Origin of the sequence: Photorhabdus akhurstii, assembly GCF_018448925.1 — a bacterium.
In the GTDB taxonomy this organism is placed as follows: domain Bacteria; phylum Pseudomonadota; class Gammaproteobacteria; order Enterobacterales; family Enterobacteriaceae; genus Photorhabdus; species Photorhabdus akhurstii.
In genome coordinates, this window is sequence record NZ_RCWE01000005.1 from 17069 (window position 1) to 44017 (window position 26949).

A 26949-nucleotide genomic window follows, 5' to 3' on the forward strand; every position below is an offset into this window, starting at 1 on the left:
CTGAAATAGGGTGAGTTGATTCAAGTACGGGTGCTCAGTGCTTCATTGTTTTACAAACTACCCGGTTGACGTGGTGGATTACGGCCTGACATATTGGTCGTCGCACTGCGAATATCCCGACCAATGACATCAATACTCGCCTGAAATGGCGGGAATGGCAGAGTAATGCCGTGTTCGCGGAATCCTTGCAAAATAAGCTGGTGGACTTCATGGCGGACAGGCATTCGATGCCCCATTTCAGCAGCATAAATACGTAATTCAAATATCTGAATACCATGTTGAAGATCAACCAGATAGGCTTCAGGCGCCGGGTTATCAAGGATCAGAGTGCTGCGTTTAGCTGCGGTTAACAGGATTTGGGTGACCTCTTCACAGCTAGCTTCTGTCGGCGCAGGAATTGTCAGCACGACACGGGTGATGGTGTCAGATAATGACCAGTTAATAAATTGCTCGGTAATAAAGGCTTTGTTAGGAACAATGATCTCTTTTCTATCCCAGTCAGAGAGGGTTGTTGCCCGTGTATTGATCTTGGTGATGCTGCCGGTCAGATTGCGGATAGTCACGGTATCACCGATACGGATCGGTTTTTCGAACAATATCATCAGGCCGGAAACAATATTGGCGAAGATCTCCTGTAAGCCAAAACCTAGCCCAACCCCTAGCGCCGCAACAAGCCATTGCAATTTTGACCATTCGATACCAATCAGAGAGAAACCTACCAGACCACCAATCAGAGTAATGGTGTATTTGGTGAGTGTGGTGATGGCAAAACCGGTACCTGGCGTAAGTTCCAAATGCTGTAGTAAGGCCAACTCAAGCAGTGCGGGCAGGTTACGCACCAGTTGAGTGGTGATAATAATCACCAAGATAGCAATCAAGACAGAACCTACGGTGATAGGTTGAACAGTTTCTACATTGTTTATTGTGGTGGTGACATCCCACAGTCGAATATTTTCTAGAAACGAGAAGGCGGAATGAAGTTCTGACCAGAGCCAAATGAGTGAAACCAAGGCAAGCAGAGTTAGAATTGAACGAACTAATCCCAATGACTGAGCGCTGATGGCATCCAGATCAATAATAGGTTCCTCAACTTCAATAGCACCTTCGATACTGCTTGTTGAACCCGTTGAGTCGTCCTCTCCTTTAGCTCGTTGAGCCAGAATTTCCGCCCGCCGTTGTTTTGCCCGGTCAAAGGCGATCCGGCGTCGCTGAATCAGCATCCAACGACGGATAATATGGTAAATAACTAGCAGGAAGAACCAGATAGCAACGGAAGTCTCTAAACGCCCCAGCAATGCTTGTGATGTGCTGAAATATCCCAGTATGGAAGCTAGCGCTGCGACTATCGGCGCAGAGAGTAAAATCCACCAGAGAGCGGTATTGATAACATTTTCGCCGTAGCCATTTTTATCCAGATAGAGTGGGACTTTTGCCCGTTTCAGGCTGTTCGTGATCAGGCTTAAGGAGATACACAGGATCAGGAAGCAGAGCCTGCCGAGTGTAGAAGCAAATTCTCGATCACTGTAGTGTTCAAAAGTTATCAATGCCATGACCAATGGCACAATGGCAAAGATAGATAGCTGGTAGAATCGTAACGCCCGTTTAACGCGTTCTTCCGGCCAACGGAAGTGGGCAATGAATAATCCATTTGGATGGGCGAAAGTGGCACTCAGCATGAAGATCCATAGAACGGGAGTTGTCGCACTGACGCCATAACCGATAGCGGTCGCCATAGGATATTGCCAGGCGCTTTGCAGCCCATAGCCAATGGCAGACCAGAGCATCGGCAAAGGTAACGCGACAACAACCGACCAGAATACGGTACGTAAAGTGAGGGAAAAGTGATCATGGGTGACTTTGCCGATACGGTTACTCGCGCGTTCAAGGAATGCGTAATAATGGCGGAGAGAGCCGATGCTGAATATAACCAGGAAGAGCGTGCCGAATAAGTACAGCAGCGTATCCTGAGTGGTCAGCATGACTATCAGGGCGCCGCTTAACTGAGAAAAAGTGTCCAGCGATAATAGACGGGTTAGATCCTGCACAACATTGATTGGGTAATTGAGCGAAACAGGATTAACATCCGCGACCCAGAATAGATAACGGTGTGTGGCCTCTTTAACTTCTGTTAGCGCATCATTTAGCTGACTGGTAGCGACTTTCAGTTTGGTCAATTCAAGGATTTCACTGTCATAGCCAGATAATAATGAATTGAGTAATTCTTTGCGGGTGCGGGTAAGAGAATCATAAATCCGCTCTTGTTCAGCAGTTAACGCAACGTTGCTTTTCTGTACGGGTTTTGTCTCTTTTTGTAACTGATCGAGCATGTCTTCGTATTTCAGACGATCAACCCTGAATTTGACAATATTCCGATCAAGTTGCTGTGGCTTAGACATGTCAGGCAAACGGGCAAGCTGGGTTTGGAGCGCTTCTCCGAGCGTTGTAGAGCCACCGAGCCATTGTGCTTGTTCACGAATGGTATTCAATGCTTGCCGGACTTGAATAATATCACTGGCGGCTTGTCGCTGTTTTGAGCCAATGATATTCATTCGCTGTGCTTGCTGATTTAATTCCTGAGATAAATTCCGGTTCAGTTGTAATTCATCAAGCAGAAATTTTGGTAGTTGGTCACTTTGTTCCGCCAGCATCTCGGTATGTTCTAAGGCTAATTCTGCTTTTTGCTGGCGTTGTGCATTAAGTTGGCTGCGGAGTTGTTGCAGTTCAAGATCAAGTCGATGATAGCGCTTTTTGAACAGTTCAACCCGCATACGGGAAATTTCCTGTCGATTATTCGCAGAAAGTTGAGCTATTTCGAGTTCATTGACTGTCGCTTTGTGGGCATTGACTTCGGCTTGAGCTAAGGCAAATTGAGCCTCTGCTAATGGGGTGGAGGGTGTTCCTAATGATTGCAGGCGAGAAGATGCTTCAGTTAGCAAGCGTCGCGCTTCTGATTGTTGTTGCGGTAATAGTACTAGAGAGTCACTGATTTCCCGTCCTTTGTCCTGCTCTTGCTGTAATTGCCCCCCTTGTTCTAGCAACCGACTGCTGACTTGAATGATCTGTTGCTCAATGCTTGCAATGGGTTGGTTAGCGGGAATTGGACGAGGCGTATCACTTTCAGAGAGTAATTTTTGACGAAGTTCTTTCGTGATTTTAGGAAAATCATCAATGGCGGTCTGATATTTCTGCGTTCTGTCATTAGCAGATTTAGCATCAGCAATCCAATTGAGAGCGCTTTGCAGCGCCTGAGCAACTTCTGCATCCTGCGGGTTTTTGCTGGATTCGATTTGTTTCAGTTCTTGTTTGAGCTGGTTTTCATCAAGTGGAATCGCAGCAAGAACCGGACTAATAATGATCAGGCTAAGCAATAAGCTGATAATCAGGCGCACGATAAAGGGCTCTCCTTGGAAAGGGATTAGCTTATGTTGTCAGTAGGTTCGTCAGGTATGATCGCTTGGGCTAACAGTTCGCCCATGCGGGTTGTGGAGCCACTGCTCAAATGCCCGGCTAGCTGTACCTGATTTGATGCAAACAGGTTAATGACGGTAGAACCCAATTTGAAACGCCCCATTTCTTCCCCTTTCTTGAAAGAAATTGCGCCAGTTGCACCGGCTTCGGGGTAAGTCCAGCGCTTGATAATGCCTTCCCGTGGTGGTGTAACCGTACCACACCAAGCCATTTCAATACTGCCGACGATAGTTGCACCAACCAGAATCTGTATCATGGGCCCAAATTGAGTATCAAACAGACAGATGACTCTTTCATTACGAGCGAACAGATTTGGTACGTTGGCGGCAGTCAATGGATTGACAGAGAATAGATCGCCTGGGACATAGATCATCTCTTTCAGTAATCCATCGCAAGGCATATGTACACGGTGATAATCTTTAGGTGATAAGTAAGTCGTTACAAACTGCCCATCACGGAATATCTCTGCTAATTGATGATTACCGGCGAGTAGAGCTTCAAGTGTGTAGTGGTGTCCTTTAGCTTGAAGGAGCTGGTATGTTCGGATATTGCCTAACTGGCTGATAGTACCGTCAGCAGGTAGCGCTAATTGGTGTTCATTGCTGACAATTGGGCGAATATCATCTTTTAATGGGCGGATAAAGAACTCATTGAATGTCGTATATGCTGAAAACTCAGGCGCTTTCGCTTCATTCATATCCACTTTATAAACACGGGCAAACGCTTTGATTGCCAGTTGAGTCAGCCAGCCAGCTTTTTTGTTAGCAAACCAGCCTGCCAGGTGAGTTATTCCCTGTTTAGGCAGTAAATAATGCAACCTGATTTTAATGTTATCCAGCACGTCAACCTCTTGGATTCTATTGGCAAAATTAGACAAAAGGGGGTATTGTACCTGTCCTTTCATTTGATGTCAGTTAGCTATCGTTATCTGTAAAAGTTTTGCGTGGTTTAATTTGATCCATACTGTCGAGAATACGGTGATAATTCTCAAAGCGTTCTTGAGTTATTTCGTTATCTTCCACTGCCTTCCGTAACGCACACTCTGGATCGTCCCGATGTTTACAATCACGGAATTTACAACCGCCCAGATAATCACGGAATTCGATAAAACCCAGAGTTACCTGCTCCGGTGTTAAATGCCACAGGCCAAACTCTCGAACTCCGGGAGAATCAATAACATCACCGCCATGTGGAAAATGATAAAGACGGGAGGTTGTTGTGGTGTGCTGACCTAAACCAGAAACATCTGAAACCTGATTGACCATAATCTCTGCTTCATCTTCTGGCAGGAGTGTATTGAGTAAACTTGATTTACCTACGCCAGACTGACCGGCAAAAATGCTGATTCGACCTGCAAGCATCTTCGTTAATTCTTCCATACCTTCGCCAGTATGGCTTGAGAGTTTCAATACTCTGTAACCAATGTTGTGGTATGTGGACATGATTTCGTTGACCCATTCACGGCTTTCTTCGTCCAACAGATCAATTTTATTCAATACAATCAATGGCTCAATGCCCAGCGTTTCACAGGCGACAAGGTAGCGATCGATAATATTGAGTGACAGTTCAGGAAGAATGGCTGACACAATCACTATTTGGTCAATATTGGCGGCGATAGGTTTAATACCATCATAATAGTCAGGCCGCGTAAGTACGGAAGTCCGTTCGTGAACGGCTTCAACAATACCATTTACTTTAACATCTGCTTGTGTTTGCAGCGAAGGACGCCATACGACTTGATCGCCAGTGACCAATGAGCGGATAGTTCTGCGAATATTACAACGTTGTATAGAACCGTCTTCTGCCTCGACATCAGCATGTTGGCCAAAACGGCTGATAACCAGCCCTTCTTGAGGTTCACCTAACTGACTATCATCCATTTCAGGTTTATTATCCTGTTTTTTCAATCTTCGCTGATGATTCGCCTGTACCCGCCGTTGCTGGCCTTTGGATAGTTTATGTTTAGCCACCGAACCTCACTTGTTCCACACTTATCGCTGTTATTGCTTAAAAGCGCTATGATACACCATTAATAAGAACTATCTCTCCAATCTAGGATATAACATGTCAAAAAGTGAGCACAATCTTATCTGGATAGATCTGGAAATGACGGGCTTAGATCCAGAGCGGGATCGCATTATTGAAATTGCGACAATTGTCACTGATGCAAATTTGAATATCCTGGCGGAAGGGCCAGTCATTGCGGTTCATCAGTCTGATGAACAACTTGCTCTGATGGATAAATGGAATGTGCGCACCCATACGGGCAGTGGGCTGGTTGAACGTGTTAAGGCAAGTAAAATTGATGATCGTGAGGCAGAGAAAGCGACGATTGAATTTTTGGAAAAATGGGTTCCGGCAGGTGCTTCCCCCATTTGTGGTAATAGCGTTAGTCAGGATCGGCGTTTCTTGTTCCGCTATATGCCAGAATTGGAGGCTTATTTTCATTACCGCTACTTGGATGTCAGCACACTTAAAGAATTAGCCCGTCGCTGGAAGCCGGAAATCCTTGCTGGATTTAAGAAGCAGAATACTCATCAGGCGCTGGATGATATCCGTGAATCAGTTGCTGAGTTAGCCTATTATCGGGAACATTTTATTCAACTGTGAGTCAGAAAGTTTTATTTTCTGTTGGTATGATAATGCAAGTTTGGTGTGATGATTAATTAACCTGCTTTGGCGTTTAAATCGTCATTTGACCGGAAAGTTTGTTTTTTTGTGTTGAAGGGCTTGCGGGCGCAACGATTTTTCGTATAATGCGCTCCCCATACCGATGAAGAATTTCATAAGGTATGGATAGCGTACTAAAAGATATGCGGGAATAGCTCAGTTGGTAGAGCACGACCTTGCCAAGGTCGGGGTCGCGAGTTCGAGTCTCGTTTCCCGCTCCAAATTTTGGTTTGGAATCAGTATGTTGTTTCTGGTTATTATTAGCCAGCCAGTGACGCGGGAATAGCTCAGTTGGTAGAGCACAACCTTGCCAAGGTTGGGGTCGCGAGTTCGAGTCTCGTTTCCCGCTCCAAGTTTAGATTCACAATTGATTTCTTGGGATTGATATATTATTTCAGGTGATCACCAGTCAGTAATGCGGGAATAGCTCAGTTGGTAGAGCACGACCTTGCCAAGGTCGGGGTCGCGAGTTCGAGTCTCGTTTCCCGCTCCAAGTCTTTCTTATCATGCAGATACACTTAGCAACCGGTGCGTAAGCAGGGTTTGCATATCCCGCCGACCATCAGCAATCACAAAAATTACCACCTGTTTACCTGTGATCTGGTAAATAACCCGGTAAGGTTTAAAAAATGTTTGGCGGAAGTCGCGGATCCCTAACTCCTGCAACTCCTTGGGATAATTGCCTTTTTCAGGAAAGTTAGCCAGACTGTCTGCTGTTTTCAGCAACTGATCCAATACATAATCAGCTTTCTCTGAACTGTCATTTTCGACAATGTAATCGTAAATGTCCTCTAAATCTGCTTCGGCATTTTTAGTCAGCATGACATGATATGGCATTAGGCGAACTTCCCCTTATTTTTTAAGCGTTGAACCACCTCCTTTACTGGTGTGACTTCACCTGCTTTAACTTGTTGTTGTCCTAGAGCTAAAATCTTTAACAACGCTATAGTTTCCTGAGTCTGCTCATAAGAGGCAATATCTTGAATCACCGCTTTTGCTTCGCCATTTTGTGTAATAATCATCGGTGAACGGGACTCAGTGAGTGTCGTCATCACCGTAGCTGCATTGGCTTTTAGGTAGCTAATGGGTTTGATCTGTTCTGAATAACGCATAGAATTCCTCACATTAAAAAGGACTAAATAGAGACTATAAAAAGTCAATTGCTTGATTATAAAATCACCTTTCCAATTAAGCAAATGCTGATTTTAGAGTAGCTGTTATTCCTTTCTTGGGGAACAGCACTTCCGAGGATGCTATATTAACGCTCTGGCAATGGTGGATTACCTCATCGAACACGATGATAAAAATCCGCTGATTGACTTTCTGTCCGCTAAAATTGCTGACTATGAAAACAGCAATGAGCGCTTTGCCGCATTTAATAAAGCTGTAGATAATATGCCTGCCGGTATTGCGGCGCTGCGCGTGTTGATGGATCGACATGGTAAGATCGACGCTTTTGTTTGTACCAAAGCGTCGATAGGATGAAACTTCTGGCTTATTTCCTGCAATTCTTTGCTTTTACTATATGATTGATCCCAAATTTAGATTCGTGTGGAATAAGTTTTTTACCGGTTGATCTCTTATTGCAGATCAGGATACCTCCGATGATGAGAGCGCCGCCGATGAACATTGGGAATGTTAATCTCTCATCTAATAGGACTGCGCCGAGCAATACCGCGGTCAAAGGGTTAAGCGCAATGAATACACCGGAGCGAGTGGAACCAATTCTTTGGATTCCGTTGTAATACCAGATGTAGGCCACCGCTGAACCTACTGCGCCAAGATAAAGTAAGCTGGAGAGATCAGTCATGGATAATGCATGTATTGCGGATAAACTCATTTGACCTGTGAAAATGGCTGTTACAGTTAGCATGATAGCGCCTGCCAGGATGGAGTATGTAACGGTGTGTAGCGGGCCGATTTGGTTCACAATGTTCTTGCAGAAGACGCTATAAGCAACCCAGCTTAAAACACAACCAAAGATCAAAGTGTCACCCAACCAGTTATCTTCTTCTCCAATTGTCAGTTGTGGCGTTTTGCTAAAAATTACGATCATTGCTCCGAGCAGACAAAGAATAATTCCCAGTATTTTCAGTGACGATTGTCTTTCCTTATAAAAGAAATATGAAAAAATCGCCATTACTGCTGGATTCAGTGCCACGATAAGTGAAGCTCTGGAGGCGGTTGTGTGATGCAGACCATAAAAGAAAAAAAGGTTGTAGGCGTATATTCCGCAGAGGCCCAGTCCAATGATTTTCAATAGTTGGGATAGATTAATCTTGACGAACATTTTTCCTGATAAAACGAGGAAGATAATGAGCGTTATGCCCGCAAGAATAAATCTGAGGCTTGCTGATAACAAGGGAGGTGTCTCGACAGAAATGTATCGACCTGCAACAAATGTTCCGCCCCAGATAATAGCCACAAGAGACAGCTTGATATAGGTTGAGTAGTTGTTGACCGACTGCGTTGATGCGTGGTTGCTTTTCATGTTTGTCAATGTCGCAATTTATAGGGTGGAGGATGCTTTCAAGGCGGCGTATTCCATAGTCTGGTCCAATATTTCACGTTGAGCGCGGCTACCTCCCAATAATGGCCATTTTTCATAGCTGAGACGAAGTTTATTTAGACACTCCTCATAGTGCCTAGATGTAAATAATAAGATCGCTTTAAGGACGTCTATCCCTGTGGAATGTGTGTCTGGTTCGATGCCAAATCCATCGCTTTCCGCGATCAGCTTCTCAATAAGAAAAGACTGATTTGTTGCAGAAAAAGCGAGTGCTGCATGTATTTTGTGGAAGTAAGAGGTGGATGAGCTGATGCTGCCTGTCCAAAGAACAGCAAGACGTTCCCATATTGGTTGGAAGTTAGTGTCGGCAGATTTGAGCCTAAGTTGCCACAAGAATTCTACGGCGTCCAAATCTTGTTTAGCAAATGGATTGTCTTTTAGCGCATATAATTCATCAAAAGCTTGCAATGCCAGCGTGATTTCATCGGATCGTTCATACGCAATGGCGAGATGCCAGTATACATGCATTCCCATTCCGGCGTTGGTGATCCAATGTTCTTTGCAGTTGGTCAGGAAGTGACAAAGTTCTTTCCAGCGACCTAGCTCATGCAAGGCATGTGCGACAGCATGAATGCCATAGATATTGTCCGGCATTAATTTAACAGATTTAAAACCAACCTCTAAGGCATCATCAAAACATTGAGCTTCACAAAGGACGAATGATTTTATGGAAAGATAATACGGATAGAGGTAGTGAGTGCTAACAATGTGTTCGTCACAATAAAGCAGAAGAGACCTCAGGTTGGTTGTTTTGCCAGTGCAGAAATCAAGCATGTGAATAAAGAAGAGCGCGACAATATCCGATGGGTATGCTCGAATATGTTGGGTCAGAAGCAATCTCGCGTTATCGTAATCAAATTTCACCCATGCGCTGAATGCCTTATGGATAAGGCAAAGCTCAGGGAGAGAAAGGTCGTGTTCGTTCATTTGAGTTAATGTGATTTTGAATTTATAAAGTTCTTTCATCTCGCAAGAGGTGATTGCATCAAATCCCATCAGGAGTTTTTTGTAGGTTCGCTGAGTGTCATTCATTGGAATAAATTCGTCTGAAAATCCACGGAGGGATAAGAACGTGCTATTTATTTCCGGCCATATGGAAGATGAACCATCAGAAGGCCATTGGTAACTCATAAAATCCCCTTTTTTAATTAATTATGGTTTGGAAACTCTGTTGAGCGTTCAGCGAGCATGCCTCGCCTACTGTTTTATATCCGCATTGCATATACTTATTCAGATGTATGATCATGCGGAAATGAGTGATTACTCAAGGGGGAGATAATGACTTTAACTCAGCTCGAAATTTTTGCTGTTGTTGCTGAACGGAAGGGCTTTACCTTGGCTGCGGCCCAACTCAAGATCTCTCAGTCTGGGGTTTCCCATGCCATCAGACTCCTTGAACAGGAGCTTGGCGTAGAGCTGCTACATCGGCATCAAGGAGTTGTCGAACTGACAGATATAGGAGAAAGTCTGCTACAAAAAGCCCAGGCCATTCTTGGTCTGGCTGAGACCATGCGGCAAGAGGCCGCGGATGCTCGGGGGATGAAACGAGGTACGTTGCGAATCGGGTCGTTTGGACCGACTTCATCCTTATGGCTGTTGCCAAAGGTACTGGCCGATTATCGCAGGCTTTACCCCGGCATTGAGGTCCATATTGATGAGGGACCAGACAGGCAGGTTGTGCAGTGGCTTATGGATAGACGAGTGGATGTGGGATTTGTGACCTTGCCGGAAGATCAATTCGACACTTACCCGATTCTTGAAGATCAGATGGTGGCTTTGTTGCCGATAGATCACCCTTTGGTATTGCAGGATTCGGTAACGTTGAAAGATCTGTGTGTTGGACCATTCGCGTTGACAGAAGCGGGATCGGCTGAACTGGTTTCCAGGCTTTTTTTATCGGCAAGATTGCAACCTAATATTCGTTATCGGACGTCTCAATTGTTAAGTACTTTGGCTGCGGTTGAACGTGGGGATGCGGTGACGATTGTTGCCGAGTCATCTCTGCCGCTGGCTCGTGATGTTCGCTATGTCAAGAAAGCGCTGAATCCAAAAGTGAAACGACATGTCGGGTTGGCTGTGTTTGATGAACGTCAATCATCACCGGCCACTAAAGCATTTATCGCATTGGCGACTAAAAAATTTCGTATGGTGAGTTCGGCTGTCTCCTTGGCTTCCAGAGAACTCGTTAGTGAATGAGCTCAACTTTATAGCACGCTACCTCCTTCCGCTAGCATATATTGCTCTTGAAACGCGAAAGAATTGTCTAAAGTAACTTTCCTATCAATGACCCGAAGCCATGAGGCTTCAGGTCGGGTTGCTTAATACTGATAATCAACTTTGATCATATTGTAATGGGACGGGTAAACGGGGTAAGTACCTCCGTTGAGAATCCCGCTAATTCTAAAGGAACCTTTGGCATCATGGCCGCTAAAGGCATTTGTGGTGCTATTGAGGGCACCGGAGACATCCAGGCATTGCGATGGAGTGGATGAATATCGTGGGGTGTAACAAACGTTGAAAGTCTGAGTTGTCGCACCATTGCTATATAAACCGATATTCCAAGATACTGTCGTGATAGTTGCCCTTGTCGGTACCGAAGAGGGCGTGGTAAAGAAATTTGAGTTGGTGTAGCCAGCAGCATAAACATTTGGAGCACGGCTCGTTTGTGACCACATGCTGGTAGCGGCAAAGGAGATCTGAGCCGTGGTTAACGCTAGAAAACCTACTGCAATTTTGGTAAATCTTTTCATTCTTCAATCCTCATTGCTAGTGAGTTATCTGACTGTTATCTGCATGCAACCGTTGCGCGACATCCAATATGATTGGCGCACATGAAAATTGCTTGCTTATTGATTCCTATGGTTGTTCAAATCTTCCTTGATCACGTAAAAAGAATCTCACTGGAATAACAGTGGATCAAGCGAAGGCTTTGGTTGAATGTCTGAATCTGTGCGCTGGTTGCACCGATATTGTGTGATGTTTATGCCTAAAGGGGTATTGTTTGGTTGTATATTCTTTGTCTTTTTTGACATCGGTAGCCAGCCTTATGTCCTGATGGTACTCAGTTCATCGTGTGGTATTTATAGGGGTAAAGAAAGTACTATTCTTTAATTGCAAAATATTTTTTTAACTTCTGCTTGCCAAACGTTTTTGGGTAGTACATAATGCACTCCTTTCGTCAGTGAGGTATGGGAAAAATATCTGTTGAATCAATGAATTAGCTGATATTCAAAGAATTTATCTCCCGCTCCAAGTTTCTTCCTCAGTAGTTGTGCTCACTTATTTTAGATTTGATTTTTGGGTTATATCTTCATAGTACAGATTTCTATTTTTTATCCACAGCTCGGAAGCTGGTTTCTCAGTAAATAAGTATGATGCTTTAAAATTATCACACAGACTTATCCACAGGCTGTTGCGTCTGAATTTTTCTGATTTTGAATGTTATAAAATGAGTATTCCTTTTGTAACTCGTTGATAGTTTTTCGGAATGATCCTTTGTTAAGAAATGTCATATTGATCACTTGCGCTTTTTTTGAGCATTGATCAGCAAGGGGTTTTTATTTTATTCACAGGAAAATTATCTGAATCTTTTTATGCGTTATAGAGATGGCTAATAATTAAGCATCTCTGGGCAAGCCCTTGGTTATCGCTCTAATAAGTCGTTTCTGTTGTGGTGTTTGTACATTAATAGTATTCGTTTTACGGCGAATGATTTGCTGTTTAATAGCCCAATGAATATGTTCATCTAGCATGGTGTTTAATCCAAGTTTTTGTTGCAGAGCCAGAACGATATCGTATTGATAGGGGGCGTTTCCTAAAGCAACAGTAATATTGCGTAGCCAGCGTAAATAACCAATGCGGCGAATTGCAGAACCTTCCGTTATCCGTAAGAATTTCTCTTCACTCCAATTGAATAAATCCAATAGCTTTGGTGTATGTAATATTGCACGAGGGCTGAAATCATCTTCATCTGTCAATTGGGAAAAGCGGTTCCAAGGACAAATAATCTGGCAGTCATCACAACCGTAAATACGATTTCCCATCAGTGGACGAAATTCCTCAGGAATAATACCCTCTAATTCAATTGTGAGGTAGGAAATACAACGGCGGGCATCAATAGTATAAGGGGCGATAATTGCACCGGTTGGGCAGGTTGTCATGCAGGCGATACAGCGTCCACATTGCTCTTTTTGTGGAAGATCTATCGGCAGGGGAAGATTAATCAGCAACTCACCGAGGAAAAACCATGAACCAGCTTCTCTATTAAGAATAAGTGAGTGTTTACCGACCCAGCCTAATCCGGCTTTGGCGGCGAGTGGGCGTTCCATTATGGGTGCTGAATCAACAAAAGGTCGAAAATTAAGGACTCCCTGATATTCGAAGTCATGGCAGTAGTTTTGGATTTGTTCCCCTAGTTTCTTAAGACGTTGGCGCAGTAGTTTGTGATAATCTCTTCCTAGAGCATAACGGCTGATATAACCGAGTTCAGCGTCGTTTAGCGTACTGGCAAAAGAAGCTTTAGCAGGGAGGTAATTCATTCTTACACTAATAACTCTCAGTGTTCCTGGTAAAAGTTCATTCGGGCGAGCACGCATCATGCCGTGGCGTTTCATCCATGCCATCTCTCCGTGATATTGTTTATCTAGCCATTCCTGAAGTTTTGTCTCTTCTACCGATAAATCAGTATCACAAATGCCAACTTGTTGGAAACCAAGAGAAAGACCCCATTGTTTGATATTGGCGGCTAAAAGATTAAGATCGAGAGGCGTTGTCATGATGGAAATCGGTTTATACTGCAAGACGTCGCAGTGTAGCATAATTTGTTTCAAGCCAAAAATAGTGGGTTTGATAATGAAACTGAGCAGAAGATGTTAAATGTTGATAATAGAGGTGTGTTAGGGTTATCGTTTTGGCTGATGAATTAATAAAACAACAGATATTATTCGATGAAAGAACTTGTTTTATCACTTAAAGATGAAGATGCGACAGTTTCTCTTGGAAGCGCGGTTGCTGCTGCCTGTAATAGTGGTAGTGTAATTTATTTATATGGTGATTTGGGGGCTGGTAAGACTACGTTTAGCCGCGGTTTTTTACACTCCTTAGGTCATAAAGGGCATGTAAAAAGCCCAACTTATACTTTGGTTGAGCCTTATGCTTTAATACCGAGGCCGGTTTACCATTTCGATCTTTACCGATTGGCAGATCCGGAAGAGCTGGAATTTATGGGAATACGTGATTATTTCCATCAAGATGCCATTTGTCTGGTGGAATGGCCTCAGCAAGGAGAAGGCGTATTACCGGACGCAGATATTGAATTACATTTGAGTTACCAGCCAGAAGGGCGACAGGCACATTTTATTGCTTTGTCTAAATATGGCGAGAGCCTGTTAGATAATTTGAAATATTTATAAGAGATCACCTGACCATGACGCGTCCTTTAGTCGCAAAAATGATAAAGAAATGGCAAGTCAGTTTTATGGTAATGGGCTGGCTGTTTATTATGATAAACAGTTTAGTGGTAACAACCGCAACAGCGGCGACTTTATCCAATATTCACGTCAGTAACAGCATAAATGAATCTAAAGTGACGATGGTTTTTTCAGGTGGTCGCCCTAATTACAGTGTTTTTCCATTGCATTCGCCAGAGCGTTTAGTGGTAGATATCCATCAATCAGAAAAAATTGTTGGTTTACCCATGAATCTACCGGGGCAGGATTTAGTGAGGAAAATCCGTTCCAGCCAGGCACCTGATCGACAAAAGAAACGCATTGTATTTGAACTAAATAATAAAGTTAAAGTCAATTCTATAGTACAGCGGTCGGGTAGTGAATATCGGGTGATTTTTACCCTGCGGGCTTCTGGGGTATCGACGGGTAAGTCTGTTTTTAGAGAGAGTTCACAAGCAGCTACGAGTAAACCATCACTTACTAACAACAAATTGCAGACGACAAAACAGGCTGCTTTGCAGGCAACTTCTAAGGGCAGTCAGCGAGTCGTTATCGCTATTGATGCAGGACATGGTGGTCAAGACCCTGGTGCGATTGGGCAACGTGGATTGAAAGAGAAGAATGTGACTATCAGTGTGGCGCACAAACTTGAAGCATTGTTACGCAATGATCCTATGTTTAAACCCGTTCTGACCCGTAACGGAGACTATTTTATTTCTGTTGCTGGTCGTTCTGAGGTTGCGCGTAAACATAGCGCGAATATGTTGGTTTCTATTCATGCAGATGCTGCCCCTAATCGTAGTGCGCGTGGTGCTTCTGTCTGGGTGTTGTCAAACAAGCGTGCAAACAGTGAATTGGGTAATTGGCTTGAGCAGCATGAGAAACAGTCTGAGTTACTGGGTGGCGCAGGAGATGCATTGGCAAATGGTACCGATCCCTACCTAAGCCAGGCGGTGCTGGATCTGCAATTCGGTCACTCCCAACGGGTGGGTTATAACGTTGCAGTACAGGTTTTAAGTGAGTTGCGTAAAGTCGGCTTATTACATAAACGTTCACCAGAACATGCTAGCTTAGGAGTGTTACGTTCACCGGATATTCCTTCAATTTTAGTGGAAACGGGATTTATCAGTAACTCAGCAGAAGAAACACTGCTTGGTTCCAATGATTTTCAGGATAAGCTGGCAAGTGCTATCCATCGAGGATTGCGCAACTATTTTCTAGCGAATCCATTACAAGCGGCACCTAAAACAGCCAAGAAGTAAAGGTTAAGTATGGCGATCAAGATCCTACCTCCTCAATTAGCAAACCAAATAGCGGCTGGCGAAGTCGTAGAACGCCCTGCATCAGTTGTAAAAGAGTTGGTGGAGAATAGCCTTGATGCTGGCGCTAGTCGTATTGATATTGAAATTGAGCGTGGTGGAGTAAAACTGATTCGTGTCCGTGATAATGGCTGTGGTATTAACCATCAGGATCTTGCGCTAGCGTTGGCTCGTCATGCTACCAGTAAGATCGCCACACTAGATGATTTGGAAGCCATTATCAGTATGGGATTCCGTGGGGAGGCGTTGGCGAGTATCAGCTCAGTTTCGCGTCTGACATTGACTTCCCGTACGGAAGAGCAGCATGAAGCTTGGCAAGCCTACGCGGAAGGGCGGGATATGACGGTGACAGTGAAGCCGGCGGCACATCCGGTAGGCAGTACTGTCGAAGTGCTGGATCTGTTTTATAACACCCCTGCACGGCGCAAATTTCTGCGAACAGAAAAGACAGAATTTGGTCATATTGATGAAGTTGTCAGACGTATTGCACTGGCGCGCTTGGATGTATTGATCAATTTACATCATAACGGTAAGTTGGTGCGCCAATACCGGCCAGCGAAAGATGAATCACAGTATGAACGACGGTTGGCTTCCATTTGTGGCACCGCTTTTATGCAACGGGCTCTTTCTCTTTCCTGGCAGCATGACGATTTATCGATCAAAGGATGGGTTGTTGACCCGATGAATGCTGAGGCGAGTGGAGATATTCAATATTGTTATGTAAACGGGCGTATGATGCGCGATCGCTTAATTAATCATGCTATCCGTCAAGCTTATCAAGATTTGCTCCGAGGAGAACAACAGCCTGCTTATGTTTTATATTTGGAGGTTGATCCGCATCAGGTGGATGTGAATGTGCATCCTGCGAAGCATGAAGTTCGCTTCCACCAAGCCCGTTTGGTACATGATTTTATCTATCAGGGTGTAACCGCCGTATTAAAACAGCGTGGAAGCGGCGCTGAATTGGATATAGCTTGCTGTGAGCCTGCGCCGGCATGGGAGCCGGAAAACCGTCCGTCAGCAGGGGAAAATCATTTTTCCCGGCAAAACAATGCTACACCTGCGGCAGCATCGTCACCAAAAGAGGTTTTGTCAAGTAAAGGGAGTGCTGGGAGTTCTCGCGGTGGTGAGAATCGCCAATATCATGGAGATCATTATCAGAAACGTCAGGGTGAGGTGTATCAGAAGCTGATCCAGTCTGTCCCTGAACCTGAAGACAAAAGAGAGCTGTTTCCGGCAAGAATCGCTCCGGTTATGGCAGAAAAGGTTACTTCGGCTCCTGTTCAGGTTAAAAATAGCAGCCATAGTTTTGGTAAGGTATTGAGTATATATTCATCGTACTATGCTTTGATTGAATCTCCATTGGGAATTGGGTTGTTATCTTTGCCGGTAGCCGAACGCTGGTTAAGGCGAGCACAGTTAACACCAACAGAGCAAGGGCTGAAATCGCAGCCACTATTGATACCGCTGAAACTCGCTCTTAGTAAAGAGGAAGCTGATGCTTTAAATCGTTATAGTGATTTATTAGGTTCTTTTGGTATTGATGCCTCTATATCTCATGGAAAAGCGACACTACGTGCGGTATCGTTACCATTACGTCAACAAAATCTGCCTAAATTAATTCCTGAGTTGCTAGGTTATTTAGCACAACAGCCATCAGCATCGACAGAACAGGTTGTAACTTGGCTTGCTTGTCATATCGGCAGTGAATATGAAACGTGGAATGTTGCGCAGGCGGTACAGTTATTAGCTGATGTTGAGCGTCTTTGCCCACAACTGGTAAAATCTCCACCAGATGGGTTATTACAATTAATTGATTTACAAGCAGTGGTGGCATCTCTTACTCATGAGTGATCAGAAGACTCAACATCTACCAACGGCAATTTTTGTTATGGGTCCGACGGCCTCAGGCAAAACAGCTTTATCTATCGCTTTACGCCAGCATCTTCCGGTGGAATTGATCAGCGTTGATTCTGCGCTGATTTATCGTGGAATGGATATTGGCGCCGCCAAACCAACAACCGAAGAGCAAGCGTTGGCGCCTCATCGTTTAATCAATATTCTGGACCCTTCTCAATCTTATTCGGCTGCTGATTTCCGTCGCGATGCATTGAAGGAAATGGCAGAAATTACCGCCTCTGGCCGTATTCCTCTGTTGGTTGGAGGAACGATGCTCTATTTCAAGGCGTTACTTGAAGGTTTATCGCCTTTGCCTTCTGCTGATCCAGTCATTCGGGCGCAAATAGAGCAACAGGCGGCAGAACAGGGATGGGATGCATTGCATCAGCAATTACAGAAGATTGATCCGGTGGCGGCGTTAAGAATTCATCCTAATGATCCACAGAGGCTTTCTCGGGCACTGGAAGTTTTTCTTATTTCGGGTAAGACTCTCACTGAATTGACTAAATTGTCAGGAGAATCGTTGCCTTATCATGTTCATCAATTTGCTATTGCACCGGTGAAACGTGAGGTCCTTCATCAACGCATTGAAGCGCGTTTTTATCAAATGCTTGAATCAGGGTTTGAAGAGGAAGTTAAAGCACTTTATGCTCGTCATGATTTGCATGTGGATTTACCTTCTATTCGTTGTGTTGGTTATCGTCAGATGTGGTCTTATCTTTCCGGCGAAATTGATTACGATGAAATGATTTATCGCGGTATTTGTGCGACGCGCCAGTTGGCAAAGCGTCAGATAACTTGGCTCAGAGGTTGGAAGTCGGTTCATTGGTTGGATAGTTCTCAACCAGAGCAAGCTTTAAGCACAGTTATGCAGGTTGTTAGTGCATAGGTTTATTGATTGTGTACAATTGATGAGTACCAAAGCGCAATTTTTGAGTAGTTCATTTTTTCGAACCTTTAGGTTCTTAGTTAAAAACAACAAAATAAGGAAAATATAGAATGGCTAAGGGGCAATCTTTGCAAGATCCGTTCCTGAACGCATTGCGGCGTGAAAGGGTCCCGGTTTCTATTTATTTGGTCAACGGCATCAAATTGCAGGGTCAGATTGAATCTTTTGACCAGTTTGTCATTTTACTGAAAAATACGGTTAGCCAGATGGTTTATAAACATGCCATCTCTACTGTTGTACCTTCCCGCCCAGTTTCTCATCACAGTAGCAATACGAGTGTAGGGGCGAGCGTAGGTAATTATCATTCTGGTGGCGTTTCTGCTCCGGCAGCACAACAGGAAAGTGATGGCACTGAATAAGCTTGAGAGCGGTAATAGAATGAAGAAAAACATAGGTAGGGGGTTTTACCTATGTTTTTTCCTGTAGTTTTTTACTCAGCCTGAGAGGTCGCACCTTTGTTTGAACGTTATGAAGGCGGCGAACAAGCCGTTGTGGTGCATGTTTTTTTCTCGCAGGATAAAGACACAGATAATCTCAGTGAGTTTGAATCACTGGTAACTTCTGCTGGTGTAGTTCCTGTGCAAATTGTCACGGGGAGCAGGAAAGCCCCTCATCCAAAATATTTTGTTGGAGAAGGTAAGGCGGAAGAGATTGCTGAGGCGGTGCAGGCTAGTGGTGCTGATGTTGTGTTGTTTAATCATGCACTCAGTCCTGCGCAGGAACGCAATCTTGAGCGGCTCTGTCAGTGTCGAGTTATCGACCGCACTGGCGTGATTCTGGATATTTTTGCCCAACGGGCGCGGACTCACGAAGGGAAGTTACAGGTAGAGTTGGCGCAGTTACGTCATCTTTCTACCCGTCTTGTCCGGGGATGGACTCACCTTGAACGTCAAAAAGGTGGGATTGGTCTGAGAGGGCCGGGGGAAACGCAGCTTGAGACGGACCGGCGTTTATTACGGGATAAAATCCGTCAGATCCTGAGTCGTCTGAGCCGGGTTGAGAAACAGCGTGAACAGGGGCGTCAAGCGCGAAATAAAGCGGATATACCGACGGTTTCATTGGTGGGATATACCAACGCCGGTAAATCGAGCTTGTTTAACCGCATGACGGCTGCTGAGGTTTATGCGGCTGATCAATTGTTCGCTACGTTGGACCCAACGTTGCGACGGATTGAAGTTGATGATGTTGGTACGGTGGTGCTGGCTGATACGGTTGGCTTTATTCGTCATTTGCCTCATGATCTGGTAGCGGCATTTAAAGCGACATTGCAAGAAACCCGGCAAGCAACATTGTTATTGCATATTGTTGATGCTGCGGATAGCCGCATCGACGAAAATATTGCCGCTGTTGACAGCGTACTGGAAGAAATTGAAGCGCACCAAATTCCGGTACTGTTGGTGATGAATAAGATTGATATGCTGGAAAGCTTCACACCGCGTATTGATCGCAACGAAGATAACTTACCGGTTAGAGTTTGGTTGTCTGCGCAAACCGGTGAAGGTATCCCGTTATTGTTACAAGCGTTAACGGAGCGTCTTTCGGGTGAAATTGCACACTACGAATTGCGTTTGCCGCCGGAAGCTGGTCGTTTACGCAGCCGCTTCTATCAACTGCAAGCAATAGAGAAAGAGTGGATAGAAGAGGACGGTAAAGTTGGTATCGAAGTGAGAATGCCGATTGTTGACTGGCGCCGTCTATGCAAACAAGAACAGGATTTGTTTGATTATGTTGTCTGATGTGCCTGTCAGGTGAATATCAGAAAACTTATGTGATTGAGAGTCGCTTGTTTATAAGAGGCTCTTGGCCTGAAAAACCAATCATAAAAGAATGGAGCTAAAACATGGCGTGGAATCAGCCCGGGAACAACGGACAAGACCGCGACCCGTGGGGGAGCAGCAATAATAGCGGCAATTCCGGCGGGAACAAAAGTGGTCGAAACCGTGGGGCATCTGATCTCGACGATCTGTTCCGTAAGCTGAGCAGTAAACTCGGGGGCTTTGGTGGGAACAAGGGCGGTAATGGTTCTGACCAAGGGGCAAAATTTGGCGGGCGTATTGTTAGCCTTGTCGCTGTTGCTGTCGTCGTGATCTGGGCCGCTAGCGGTTTTTATACGATTAAAGAAACAGAACGTGGTGTTGTTACCCGTTTGGGTAAGTTTAACCATATTGTGCAGCCAGGTCTAAACTGGAAACCCACATTCATTGATCAAGTTGTTCCAGTTAACGTGGAATCTGTGCGTGAATTGGCAACTGCCGGCGTGATGCTGACATCAGATGAAAGCGTTGTTCGCGTGGAGATGAACGTGCAGTATCGTGTGACTGATCCTGCCGCTTATCTTTACAGCGTGACAAGTCCTGATAATAGTTTGCGTCAGGCGACGGATAGCGCGGTACGTGGTGTTGTTGGTAAATATACGATGGATAAAATTTTGACGGCAAACCGTATGATTGTCCGTGATGACACTCAGCGTGAGTTGGAAAAGACGATTCTTCCGTATCGAATGGGAATAACCTTATTGGATGTTAACTTCCAGGCTGCTCGTCCGCCGGAAGAAGTTAAGGCCGCCTTTGACGATGTTATTGCCGCCCGTGAAAATGAACAGCAATCTATTCGTGAAGCGGAGGCTTATTCGAACGAGGTCTTGCCACGCGCGAAAGGTGATGCGCAACGTATCATTGAAGAGGCGAAAGCGTATAAGGCTCGCGTAGTTTTGGAAGCGCAAGGGGAAGTGGCAAGCTTTGCCAAAATGTTGCCTAGGTATAAAGAGGCGCCTGAAATTACCCGTGAACGTCTGTACATTGAAACGATGGAAAAAGTGTTGAGCCGTACTCGCAAAGTTATTGTTAATGATAACAACAATAATTTGTTGGTATTGCCATTGGAGCAAATGTTACGTGGCGATGCTTCTGGTGTTAAAAAAGAGGGAACAGTGCAATCAGATAATACGGTAGCTTCTGATCTGCGGGTTACCCGTCCAACTCTGCCTACAAATTCAGGCCGGGGCGCGAATTATAACCGAACAGATAATCTGCGTAATGACATTATCAGGGTAGGGAGATAATAATCATGCGTAAATCATTAGTCTTTGTTATTGTCGCAGTATTAGTTGCTCTCTATGTCTCTCTATTTATTGTGCAGGAAGGGCAGCGTGGCATTGTACTACGTTTTGGCAAGGTTCTGCGTGATGCTGGAAATAAACCGATTGTTTATGAGCCGGGGTTACATTTCAAAATACCTTTTGTTGAAGCGGTGAAAACTCTGGATGCTCGTATTCAGACTATGGATATTCAGGCAGACCGTTTCTTGACCAGTGAAAATAAGGACTTGATCGTTGATTCTTACCTGAAATGGCGGATTAACGATTTCAGTCGTTATTACCTGGCAACCGGTAATGGTGATATTTCTCAAGCAGAAGTATTGTTAAAGCGTAAATTCAGTGACCGTCTGCGTTCTGAAATTGGCCGTAAGGATGTGCGTGGGATCGTGACGGATTCCCGAGGTCAATTGACCACAGATGTTCGTGATGCGCTTAATAAAGGCACAACGGATAAGGAAACAGTGAGTGCAACTGAAGCGGATGACGCTATTGCATCGGCGGCGGCTCGTGTAGAGAGGGAAACGGCAGATAAACAACCTGCTATCAATCCAAATAGCATGGCGGCATTGGGTATTGAAGTTGTTGATGTGCGTATCAAACAGATCAATTTACCATTGGAAGTTTCAGAAGCGATTTACCAGCGTATGCGTGCTGAGCGTGAAGCGGTAGCTCGTCGTCATCGTTCTCAAGGTCTGGAAGAAGCAGAAAAACTGCGTGCAGCAGCAGATAAGCAAGTCATTGAAATACGGGCAGAAGCGGAGCGTGAAGCGCTTACATTGCGTGGTTCTGGTGACGCAGAAGCCGCTAAACTGTTTGCTGATACATTCAGTCAAGCGCCAGATTTCTATGCCTTTATCCGTAGCTTACGTGCTTACGAGAAAAGCTTTAGCGAAGACGGGAAAGATGTTCTGGTATTAAGCCCAGAAGCTGATTTCTTCCGCTATATGAAAGCACCTGAAAAGCGTGCAGTTCAGCACTAATAGAGGCTGAATCTATAGGCCCGCATCCGGCGGGCCTTATCATGTCTGGTGTCTAACAAAAATAACGGATGTGATAAAAATTACTGAAAGGTGTGGGATGAGATGTTAGAATCCATTTTTAAGCAACCGAGTGAATTTTGAAATGGGTAAGAACGTTGTCGTATTGGGCACCCAATGGGGTGACGAGGGCAAGGGCAAGATCGTCGACTTGCTGACTGAACGAGCTAAGTATGTTGTTCGTTATCAAGGGGGCCATAATGCTGGTCATACACTGGTTATCAACGGTGAAAAAACCGTTCTCCACTTAATCCCATCAGGGATCTTGCGTGAAAATGTTATCAGTATCATTGCAAACGGCGTCGTATTAGCGCCTGATGCGCTGATGAAAGAGATGAACGCGTTAGAATCCCGTGGTATTCCTGTTCGCGAGCGTCTGCTCATTTCAGAAGCTTGTCCACTTATTCTGCCATACCATGTTGCATTGGATAATGCCCGCGAGAAAGCGCGTGGTGCAAAAGCAATTGGTACAACCGGTCGTGGCATTGGTCCTGCGTATGAAGACAAAGTTGCTCGTCGTGGTCTGCGGGTTGGTGATTTATTTGATAAGGAAGCGTTCGCAGTTAAGCTGAAAGAAATTATCGAATATCACAATTTCCAATTGGTTAACTACTACAAAGAACCGGCGGTTGATTACCAGAAAACTCTGGATGAAATCATGGCGGTTGCCGATATTCTGACGGGTATGGTCGTCGATGTTTCTGATTTGTTGTATAAAGCAACTCAGAAAGGTGAATTGGTTATGTTCGAAGGTGCACAGGGCACGTTGTTGGATATTGACCACGGTACCTACCCATATGTGACCTCTTCCAACACGACTGCGGGTGGCGTTGCAACAGGTTCTGGTTTAGGTCCATGTTATGTTGATTATGTTTTGGGGATCATCAAAGCATACTCTACTCGTGTCGGCGCGGGTCCATTCCCAACTGAACTATTTGATGAAACTGGCAGTTACTTGCGCGAAAAAGGCCAAGAGTTTGGTGCGACTACGGGGCGGAGCCGCCGTACTGGTTGGCTGGATATCATTGCCATCCGTCGTGCAGTACAGATCAACTCACTGTCAGGTTTCTGTATGACCAAATTAGACGTACTGGATGGTTTGAAAGAAGTAAAAATCTGTGTTGGTTACCGTATGCCTGATGGCAGTGTGATTGAAACGACACCTATGGCTGCGGATGACTGGGAAGGTATTGAGCCTGTTTATGAGACCATGCCTGGCTGGAGTGAAAGCACTTTCGGCGTGAAAGAGCATAGCAAATTGCCTCAGGCAGCATTGAACTATATCAAACGTGTAGAAGAGTTGACCGGCGTTCCGGTTGATATTATTTCTACGGGTCCGGATCGTTCAGAAACTATCATTCTGCGTGATCCGTTTGATGCCTGATGGTACCTATGATCGGGTAAAGCCGGGCTTTTCAGCCCGGTTTTTTGCTATTTATTGTGGCCTTTTTTGCTTAATGATTAGGGGATTAACATGATTTTGGCCGATTCATGGCATATAACTTGAACAAATGCTTATTTTTTCAGTTTGTTCTCGGATATATTAATTTATATCTTATTATCCAGAGGTTGATGTGCAGTTAACGAGTTTTACAGATTATGGCTTGCGTGCACTAATTTATATGGCTTCTTTACCGCAAAGCCGGATGACCAGTATTTCTGAAGTCACTGATATTTATGGTGTTTCTCGTAACCACATGGTAAAAATTATTAACCAATTGAGCCACTTAGGATTTGTGGCTGCGGTTCGTGGTAAAAACGGCGGTATCCGTTTAGGTAAGCCTGCGAAGGATATCAGAATTGGCGATGTTGTTCGCGCTCTTGAACCATTATCATTGGTTAACTGTGGTCAGGAATCTTGCCATATCACGTCTGCGTGTCGTCTGAAGGTAGTCTTAAATCAGGCAATAGAAAGGTTTTTAGAAGAGCTGGATAAGCATACTTTAGCTGATATGATTGAAGATAATATTCCCCTTTATAAGCTGCTTCTGACCGAATGAAGAAATGGCGCAAACAGCCTGCTGATGACAACGGAGGAACAGCCATGTCACAAGATCCTTTTTTGGGACGCGAAGCAGAAAAATACGAATCACCCATTCCAAGCCGCGAGTACATCTTAGACATTATTGCTAAACATACTGTACCGGTAAGTCGCCAGGAACTGGCGCAAGAACTGAATCTGATTAACGATGAAGATATTGAAGCGTTACGTCGTCGTTTACGAGCTATGGAACGGGATGGTCAACTGGTTTTCACTCGTCGCCAATGCTATGCCTTGCCGGAAAGATTAGATTTATTGAAAGGTACGGTTATTGGGCATAGAGATGGTTATGGTTTTCTGCGAGTAGAAGGCCGCAAAGATGATTTTTATCTCTCTGCTGAGCAATTAAAAATGGCTATTCATGGTGATGTTGTGCTGGCGCAACCATTGCCTCAGAATCGCAAAGGGCGTAATGAAGCGCGTATCGTTCGTGTATTGGAGCCTAAGACCAGCCAGATTGTCGGCCGCTATTTTCTTGACTCTGGTATGGGATTTGTCGTGCCGGATGATAGTCGTTTGAGCTTTGATATCCTGATCCCGAAGGATGAAAGCGGTGGTGCTCGCATGGGAAATGTGGTGGTGGTCGAGTTGATTACACGCCCGGCGCGCCGCACAAAAGCTGTCGGTAAAATAGTTGAAGTGTTGGGTGAAAAGATGGGAACGAATATGGCAGTAGAAATTGCCCTGCGTACTCATGAAATTCCCCACAATTGGCCGCCACAGGTGGAAAACCAGATTGCTTCTTTGGATGAACAGGTACCAGAATCGGCGAAAAAAGGCCGTGTTGATCTGCGTGCTTTGCCGTTGGTGACAATCGATGGTGAAGATGCCCGTGATTTTGATGATGCCGTTTATTGTGAAAGGAAGCGAAGTGGTGGTTGGCGTTTATGGGTTGCTATTGCTGATGTCAGTTATTATGTGCGCCCGCAAACCGCATTAGATACCGAAGCGCGTAACCGGAGTAACTCGGTTTACTTCCCGTCTCAGGTTGTCCCCATGTTGCCGGAGGTGCTTTCTAATGGCCTCTGTTCTCTGAACCCGCAGGTTGATCGCCTTTGTATGGTGTGTGAGATGACGGTTTCAGCGCAGGGGCGATTATCATCTTATAAATTTTACGAAGCCGTCATGAATTCTCACGCCCGTCTGACATATACCAAAGTATGGCGTATGTTGCAGGGCGATGAAGAGCTGCGTGAGCACTACAGGCCACTGGTTCAGCATATTGAGCATTTACATGAGTTGTATCAGGCATTGGAAAATGCCCGAGAGCAACGTGGCGCAATCTCGTTTGAGTCAGAAGAGGCGAAATTTATCTTTAATGCTGAACGTCGTATCGAGCGAATTGAACCAATTGTTCGCAATGATGCTCATAAGCTGATTGAAGAGTGCATGATTCTGGCGAATATTGCTGCGGCGCGTTTCGTGGAAAAAAATGGCGAGCCAGTGCTTTACCGTATTCATGATCGGCCAAAAGAAGAGAGCATTGTTAACTTACGCTCGGTTTTCGGCGAATTAGGATTGACGTTGCCTGGTGGCATGCAACCAACACCAAAGGATTATGCGCAACTGATGCATCAAGTGGCTGAACGCCCGGATCATGAGCTATTGCAAACCTTATTACTGCGTTCAATGAAACAGGCAATTTATGATCCGGAAAACCGGGGTCACTTCGGTCTGTCATTAAATTCTTATGCGCATTTTACCTCACCTATCCGCCGTTACCCGGATCTGGTATTGCATCGGGCGATTAAATATCTGCTGGCGAAACAGCAAGGCATTGTTGAGCAAGGTGGAACACTGACCGGGGGGTGGCACAGCGATGTGGAACAGATGCTGCAACTGGGTCAACACTGCTCTATGACAGAGCGCCGCGCAGATGAAGCGACGAGAGACGTTGCCGATTGGCTTAAGTGTGATTTTATGCAAGATCAGGTGGGCAATACTTTTACTGGGATTATTACCAGTGTGACAGGTTTTGGTTTCTTTGTTCGCTTGAATGATCTGTTTATTGACGGCTTGGTGCATGTTTCCACATTGAGTAATGATTATTATCATTTCGATAATGTTGGCCAGCGTTTAGTGGGTGAATACTCGGGTAAAACTTTCCGGTTAGGGGATGAAGTTGAAATTCGTGTGGAAGCGGTTCATATGGATGAACGTAATATTGACTTTAAGCTGCTTTCTACCGCCCGAAAAGCCCGGAATGTAGGCAAAACAGCACGCGATAAAGCGAAAAAAGTAGAACTTGGTCGCGAAAGCAGTAATAAAAAAGGGCGTGGTTACCGTAAAGAGACCCACTTTGAGCCTGATGGCAGCGCTGTTCGTAAAAAGCGATCGGCGGATAAGCCTAAAGGGGAAAAGAAAAAGGGTAAGACGCTTTCTGCCAAGACTCAGAAAATTGCCGCTAAATTCAAAGCTAAACGGGCTAAGAAAAGCGCAGATAAATAATCAAA

The 26949-nt window shown here is 44.9% G+C and carries 23 protein-coding genes, 3 tRNA genes and 1 pseudogene; 18 read left to right on the top strand and 9 right to left on the bottom strand.

Features of this window, described 5'->3' with window-relative positions; genetic code table 11:
• Positions 1 to 50: 50 nt before the first annotated feature.
• From mscM to rsgA, 3 genes are all read right to left on the bottom strand, one after another.
• Positions 51 to 3389 (bottom strand): miniconductance mechanosensitive channel MscM, encoded by a 3339-nt coding sequence (gene mscM / locus EAE93_RS08395; protein ID WP_036810039.1) that lies wholly within the window; start codon positions 3387 to 3389, stop codon positions 51 to 53.
• Positions 3390 to 3415: 26 nt separating this feature from the next.
• Positions 3416 to 4309 carry an archaetidylserine decarboxylase gene (gene asd, locus EAE93_RS08400; protein ID WP_036810042.1) on the bottom strand — a complete coding sequence of 298 codons (894 nt, stop codon included), beginning with the start codon at positions 4307 to 4309 and terminating at the stop codon, positions 3416 to 3418.
• A 73-nt stretch (positions 4310 to 4382) separates the two neighbouring features.
• Complete coding sequence (gene rsgA, locus EAE93_RS08405) at positions 4383 to 5438, bottom strand: small ribosomal subunit biogenesis GTPase RsgA (RefSeq protein ID WP_214039507.1); 1056 nt, start codon at positions 5436 to 5438, stop codon at positions 4383 to 4385.
• Positions 5439 to 5532: 94 nt separating this feature from the next.
• On the opposite strand from rsgA, the gene orn reads away from it, so the two are divergent.
• The 4 genes from orn to EAE93_RS08425 all read left to right on the top strand — a co-directional run bounded on the left by orn (position 5533) and on the right by EAE93_RS08425 (position 6631).
• Positions 5533 to 6078 carry an oligoribonuclease gene (gene orn, locus EAE93_RS08410; RefSeq protein WP_040151115.1) on the top strand — a complete coding sequence of 182 codons (546 nt, stop codon included), beginning with the start codon at positions 5533 to 5535 and terminating at the stop codon, positions 6076 to 6078.
• 205 nt (positions 6079 to 6283) lie between these two features.
• Positions 6284 to 6359 (top strand) — tRNA-Gly (locus EAE93_RS08415).
• A 55-nt stretch (positions 6360 to 6414) separates the two neighbouring features.
• A tRNA-Gly gene (locus EAE93_RS08420) sits at positions 6415 to 6490 on the top strand.
• A gap of 65 nt (positions 6491 to 6555) precedes the next feature.
• Positions 6556 to 6631, top strand: a tRNA-Gly gene (locus EAE93_RS08425).
• A gap of 11 nt (positions 6632 to 6642) precedes the next feature.
• On the opposite strand, the gene EAE93_RS08430 is transcribed toward EAE93_RS08425, so the two are convergent.
• Both EAE93_RS08430 and EAE93_RS08435 read right to left on the bottom strand, forming a co-directional pair.
• The gene (locus EAE93_RS08430) at positions 6643 to 6975 is read right to left on the bottom strand and encodes a type II toxin-antitoxin system RelE/ParE family toxin (RefSeq protein WP_036810050.1); all 333 of its coding nucleotides are present in this window, start codon (positions 6973 to 6975) and stop codon (positions 6643 to 6645) included.
• On the bottom strand, positions 6975 to 7250 hold the full coding sequence (locus EAE93_RS08435) for a type II toxin-antitoxin system Phd/YefM family antitoxin (protein ID WP_214039508.1): 276 nt from the start codon (positions 7248 to 7250) through the stop codon (positions 6975 to 6977). Before EAE93_RS08435 ends, EAE93_RS08430 begins: the two co-directional genes overlap by 1 nt.
• Before the next feature lie 107 nt (positions 7251 to 7357).
• Between EAE93_RS08435 and EAE93_RS08440 the strand changes: the two are divergent.
• A pseudogene (locus EAE93_RS08440) lies at positions 7358 to 7578 on the top strand (transcriptional regulator); the annotation flags it as partial.
• Between the two features lie 55 nt (positions 7579 to 7633).
• Here EAE93_RS08440 and EAE93_RS08445 read toward each other — a convergent pair.
• Together EAE93_RS08445 and EAE93_RS08450 are read right to left on the bottom strand one after the other, a co-directional pair.
• Complete coding sequence (locus tag EAE93_RS08445; RefSeq protein WP_036810056.1) at positions 7634 to 8629, bottom strand: DMT family transporter; 996 nt, start codon at positions 8627 to 8629, stop codon at positions 7634 to 7636.
• An 18-nt stretch (positions 8630 to 8647) separates the two neighbouring features.
• On the bottom strand, positions 8648 to 9838 hold the full coding sequence (locus tag EAE93_RS08450) for a tetratricopeptide repeat protein (protein WP_036810059.1): 1191 nt from the start codon (positions 9836 to 9838) through the stop codon (positions 8648 to 8650).
• Between the two features lie 147 nt (positions 9839 to 9985).
• Here EAE93_RS08450 and EAE93_RS08455 point away from each other — a divergent pair, with 147 nt between their 5' ends.
• A complete protein-coding gene (locus EAE93_RS08455) occupies positions 9986 to 10903 on the top strand; it encodes a LysR family transcriptional regulator (RefSeq protein ID WP_036776621.1) in 918 nt (305 codons plus the stop codon).
• A 122-nt stretch (positions 10904 to 11025) separates the two neighbouring features.
• Here the strand turns inward: EAE93_RS08455 and EAE93_RS08460 are convergent, their stop codons facing one another.
• Positions 11026 to 11457: a flagellar protein FlhE gene (locus tag EAE93_RS08460; RefSeq protein WP_036776617.1), complete on the bottom strand. Its 432-nt coding sequence runs from the start codon at positions 11455 to 11457 to the stop codon at positions 11026 to 11028.
• Between the two features lie 187 nt (positions 11458 to 11644).
• Between EAE93_RS08460 and EAE93_RS08465 the strand changes: the two genes are divergently transcribed.
• Positions 11645 to 11818: a hypothetical protein gene (locus EAE93_RS08465; protein WP_160169988.1), complete on the top strand. Its 174-nt coding sequence runs from the start codon at positions 11645 to 11647 to the stop codon at positions 11816 to 11818.
• A 506-nt stretch (positions 11819 to 12324) separates the two neighbouring features.
• On the opposite strand, the gene queG is transcribed toward EAE93_RS08465, so the two are convergent.
• Positions 12325 to 13482 (bottom strand): tRNA epoxyqueuosine(34) reductase QueG, encoded by a 1158-nt coding sequence (gene queG / locus EAE93_RS08470; protein ID WP_040151236.1) that lies wholly within the window; start codon positions 13480 to 13482, stop codon positions 12325 to 12327.
• A gap of 171 nt (positions 13483 to 13653) precedes the next feature.
• Between queG and tsaE the strand changes: the two genes are divergently transcribed.
• The 11 genes from tsaE (at position 13654) to rnr (ending at position 26944) form a co-directional block, all read left to right on the top strand.
• Entirely contained in the window at positions 13654 to 14118 is a 465-nt protein-coding gene (gene tsaE, locus EAE93_RS08475; RefSeq protein WP_036776614.1) for a tRNA (adenosine(37)-N6)-threonylcarbamoyltransferase complex ATPase subunit type 1 TsaE, read from the top strand.
• A 14-nt stretch (positions 14119 to 14132) separates the two neighbouring features.
• Positions 14133 to 15416 carry an N-acetylmuramoyl-L-alanine amidase AmiB gene (gene amiB / locus EAE93_RS08480; RefSeq protein WP_036810062.1) on the top strand — a complete coding sequence of 428 codons (1284 nt, stop codon included), beginning with the start codon at positions 14133 to 14135 and terminating at the stop codon, positions 15414 to 15416.
• 9 nt (positions 15417 to 15425) lie between these two features.
• Positions 15426 to 17327, top strand: a complete 1902-nt coding sequence (mutL, locus tag EAE93_RS08485) for a DNA mismatch repair endonuclease MutL (RefSeq protein ID WP_214039509.1) — start codon at positions 15426 to 15428, stop codon at positions 17325 to 17327.
• Positions 17320 to 18261: a tRNA (adenosine(37)-N6)-dimethylallyltransferase MiaA gene (gene miaA / locus EAE93_RS08490; protein ID WP_214039510.1), complete on the top strand. Its 942-nt coding sequence runs from the start codon at positions 17320 to 17322 to the stop codon at positions 18259 to 18261. Before mutL ends, miaA begins: the two co-directional genes overlap by 8 nt.
• A 110-nt stretch (positions 18262 to 18371) precedes the next feature.
• Positions 18372 to 18680 (top strand): RNA chaperone Hfq, encoded by a 309-nt coding sequence (gene hfq / locus EAE93_RS08495; protein ID WP_011148654.1) that lies wholly within the window; start codon positions 18372 to 18374, stop codon positions 18678 to 18680.
• A gap of 96 nt (positions 18681 to 18776) precedes the next feature.
• The gene (gene hflX / locus EAE93_RS08500) at positions 18777 to 20057 is read left to right on the top strand and encodes a ribosome rescue GTPase HflX (RefSeq protein WP_040151128.1); all 1281 of its coding nucleotides are present in this window, start codon (positions 18777 to 18779) and stop codon (positions 20055 to 20057) included.
• A gap of 104 nt (positions 20058 to 20161) precedes the next feature.
• Complete coding sequence (gene hflK / locus EAE93_RS08505) at positions 20162 to 21382, top strand: FtsH protease activity modulator HflK (RefSeq protein ID WP_105397894.1); 1221 nt, start codon at positions 20162 to 20164, stop codon at positions 21380 to 21382.
• Between the two features lie 5 nt (positions 21383 to 21387).
• Complete coding sequence (gene hflC, locus EAE93_RS08510) at positions 21388 to 22398, top strand: protease modulator HflC (protein WP_214039511.1); 1011 nt, start codon at positions 21388 to 21390, stop codon at positions 22396 to 22398.
• Positions 22399 to 22540: 142 nt separating this feature from the next.
• Positions 22541 to 23839 (top strand): adenylosuccinate synthase, encoded by a 1299-nt coding sequence (locus EAE93_RS08515; RefSeq protein WP_036810080.1) that lies wholly within the window; start codon positions 22541 to 22543, stop codon positions 23837 to 23839.
• Between the two features lie 190 nt (positions 23840 to 24029).
• Positions 24030 to 24455 (top strand): nitric oxide-sensing transcriptional repressor NsrR, encoded by a 426-nt coding sequence (nsrR, locus tag EAE93_RS08520; RefSeq protein WP_036810084.1) that lies wholly within the window; start codon positions 24030 to 24032, stop codon positions 24453 to 24455.
• Positions 24456 to 24499: 44 nt separating this feature from the next.
• Complete coding sequence (rnr, locus tag EAE93_RS08525; protein ID WP_036810086.1) at positions 24500 to 26944, top strand: ribonuclease R; 2445 nt, start codon at positions 24500 to 24502, stop codon at positions 26942 to 26944.
• The last annotated feature ends 5 nt before the right edge of the window (positions 26945 to 26949 follow it).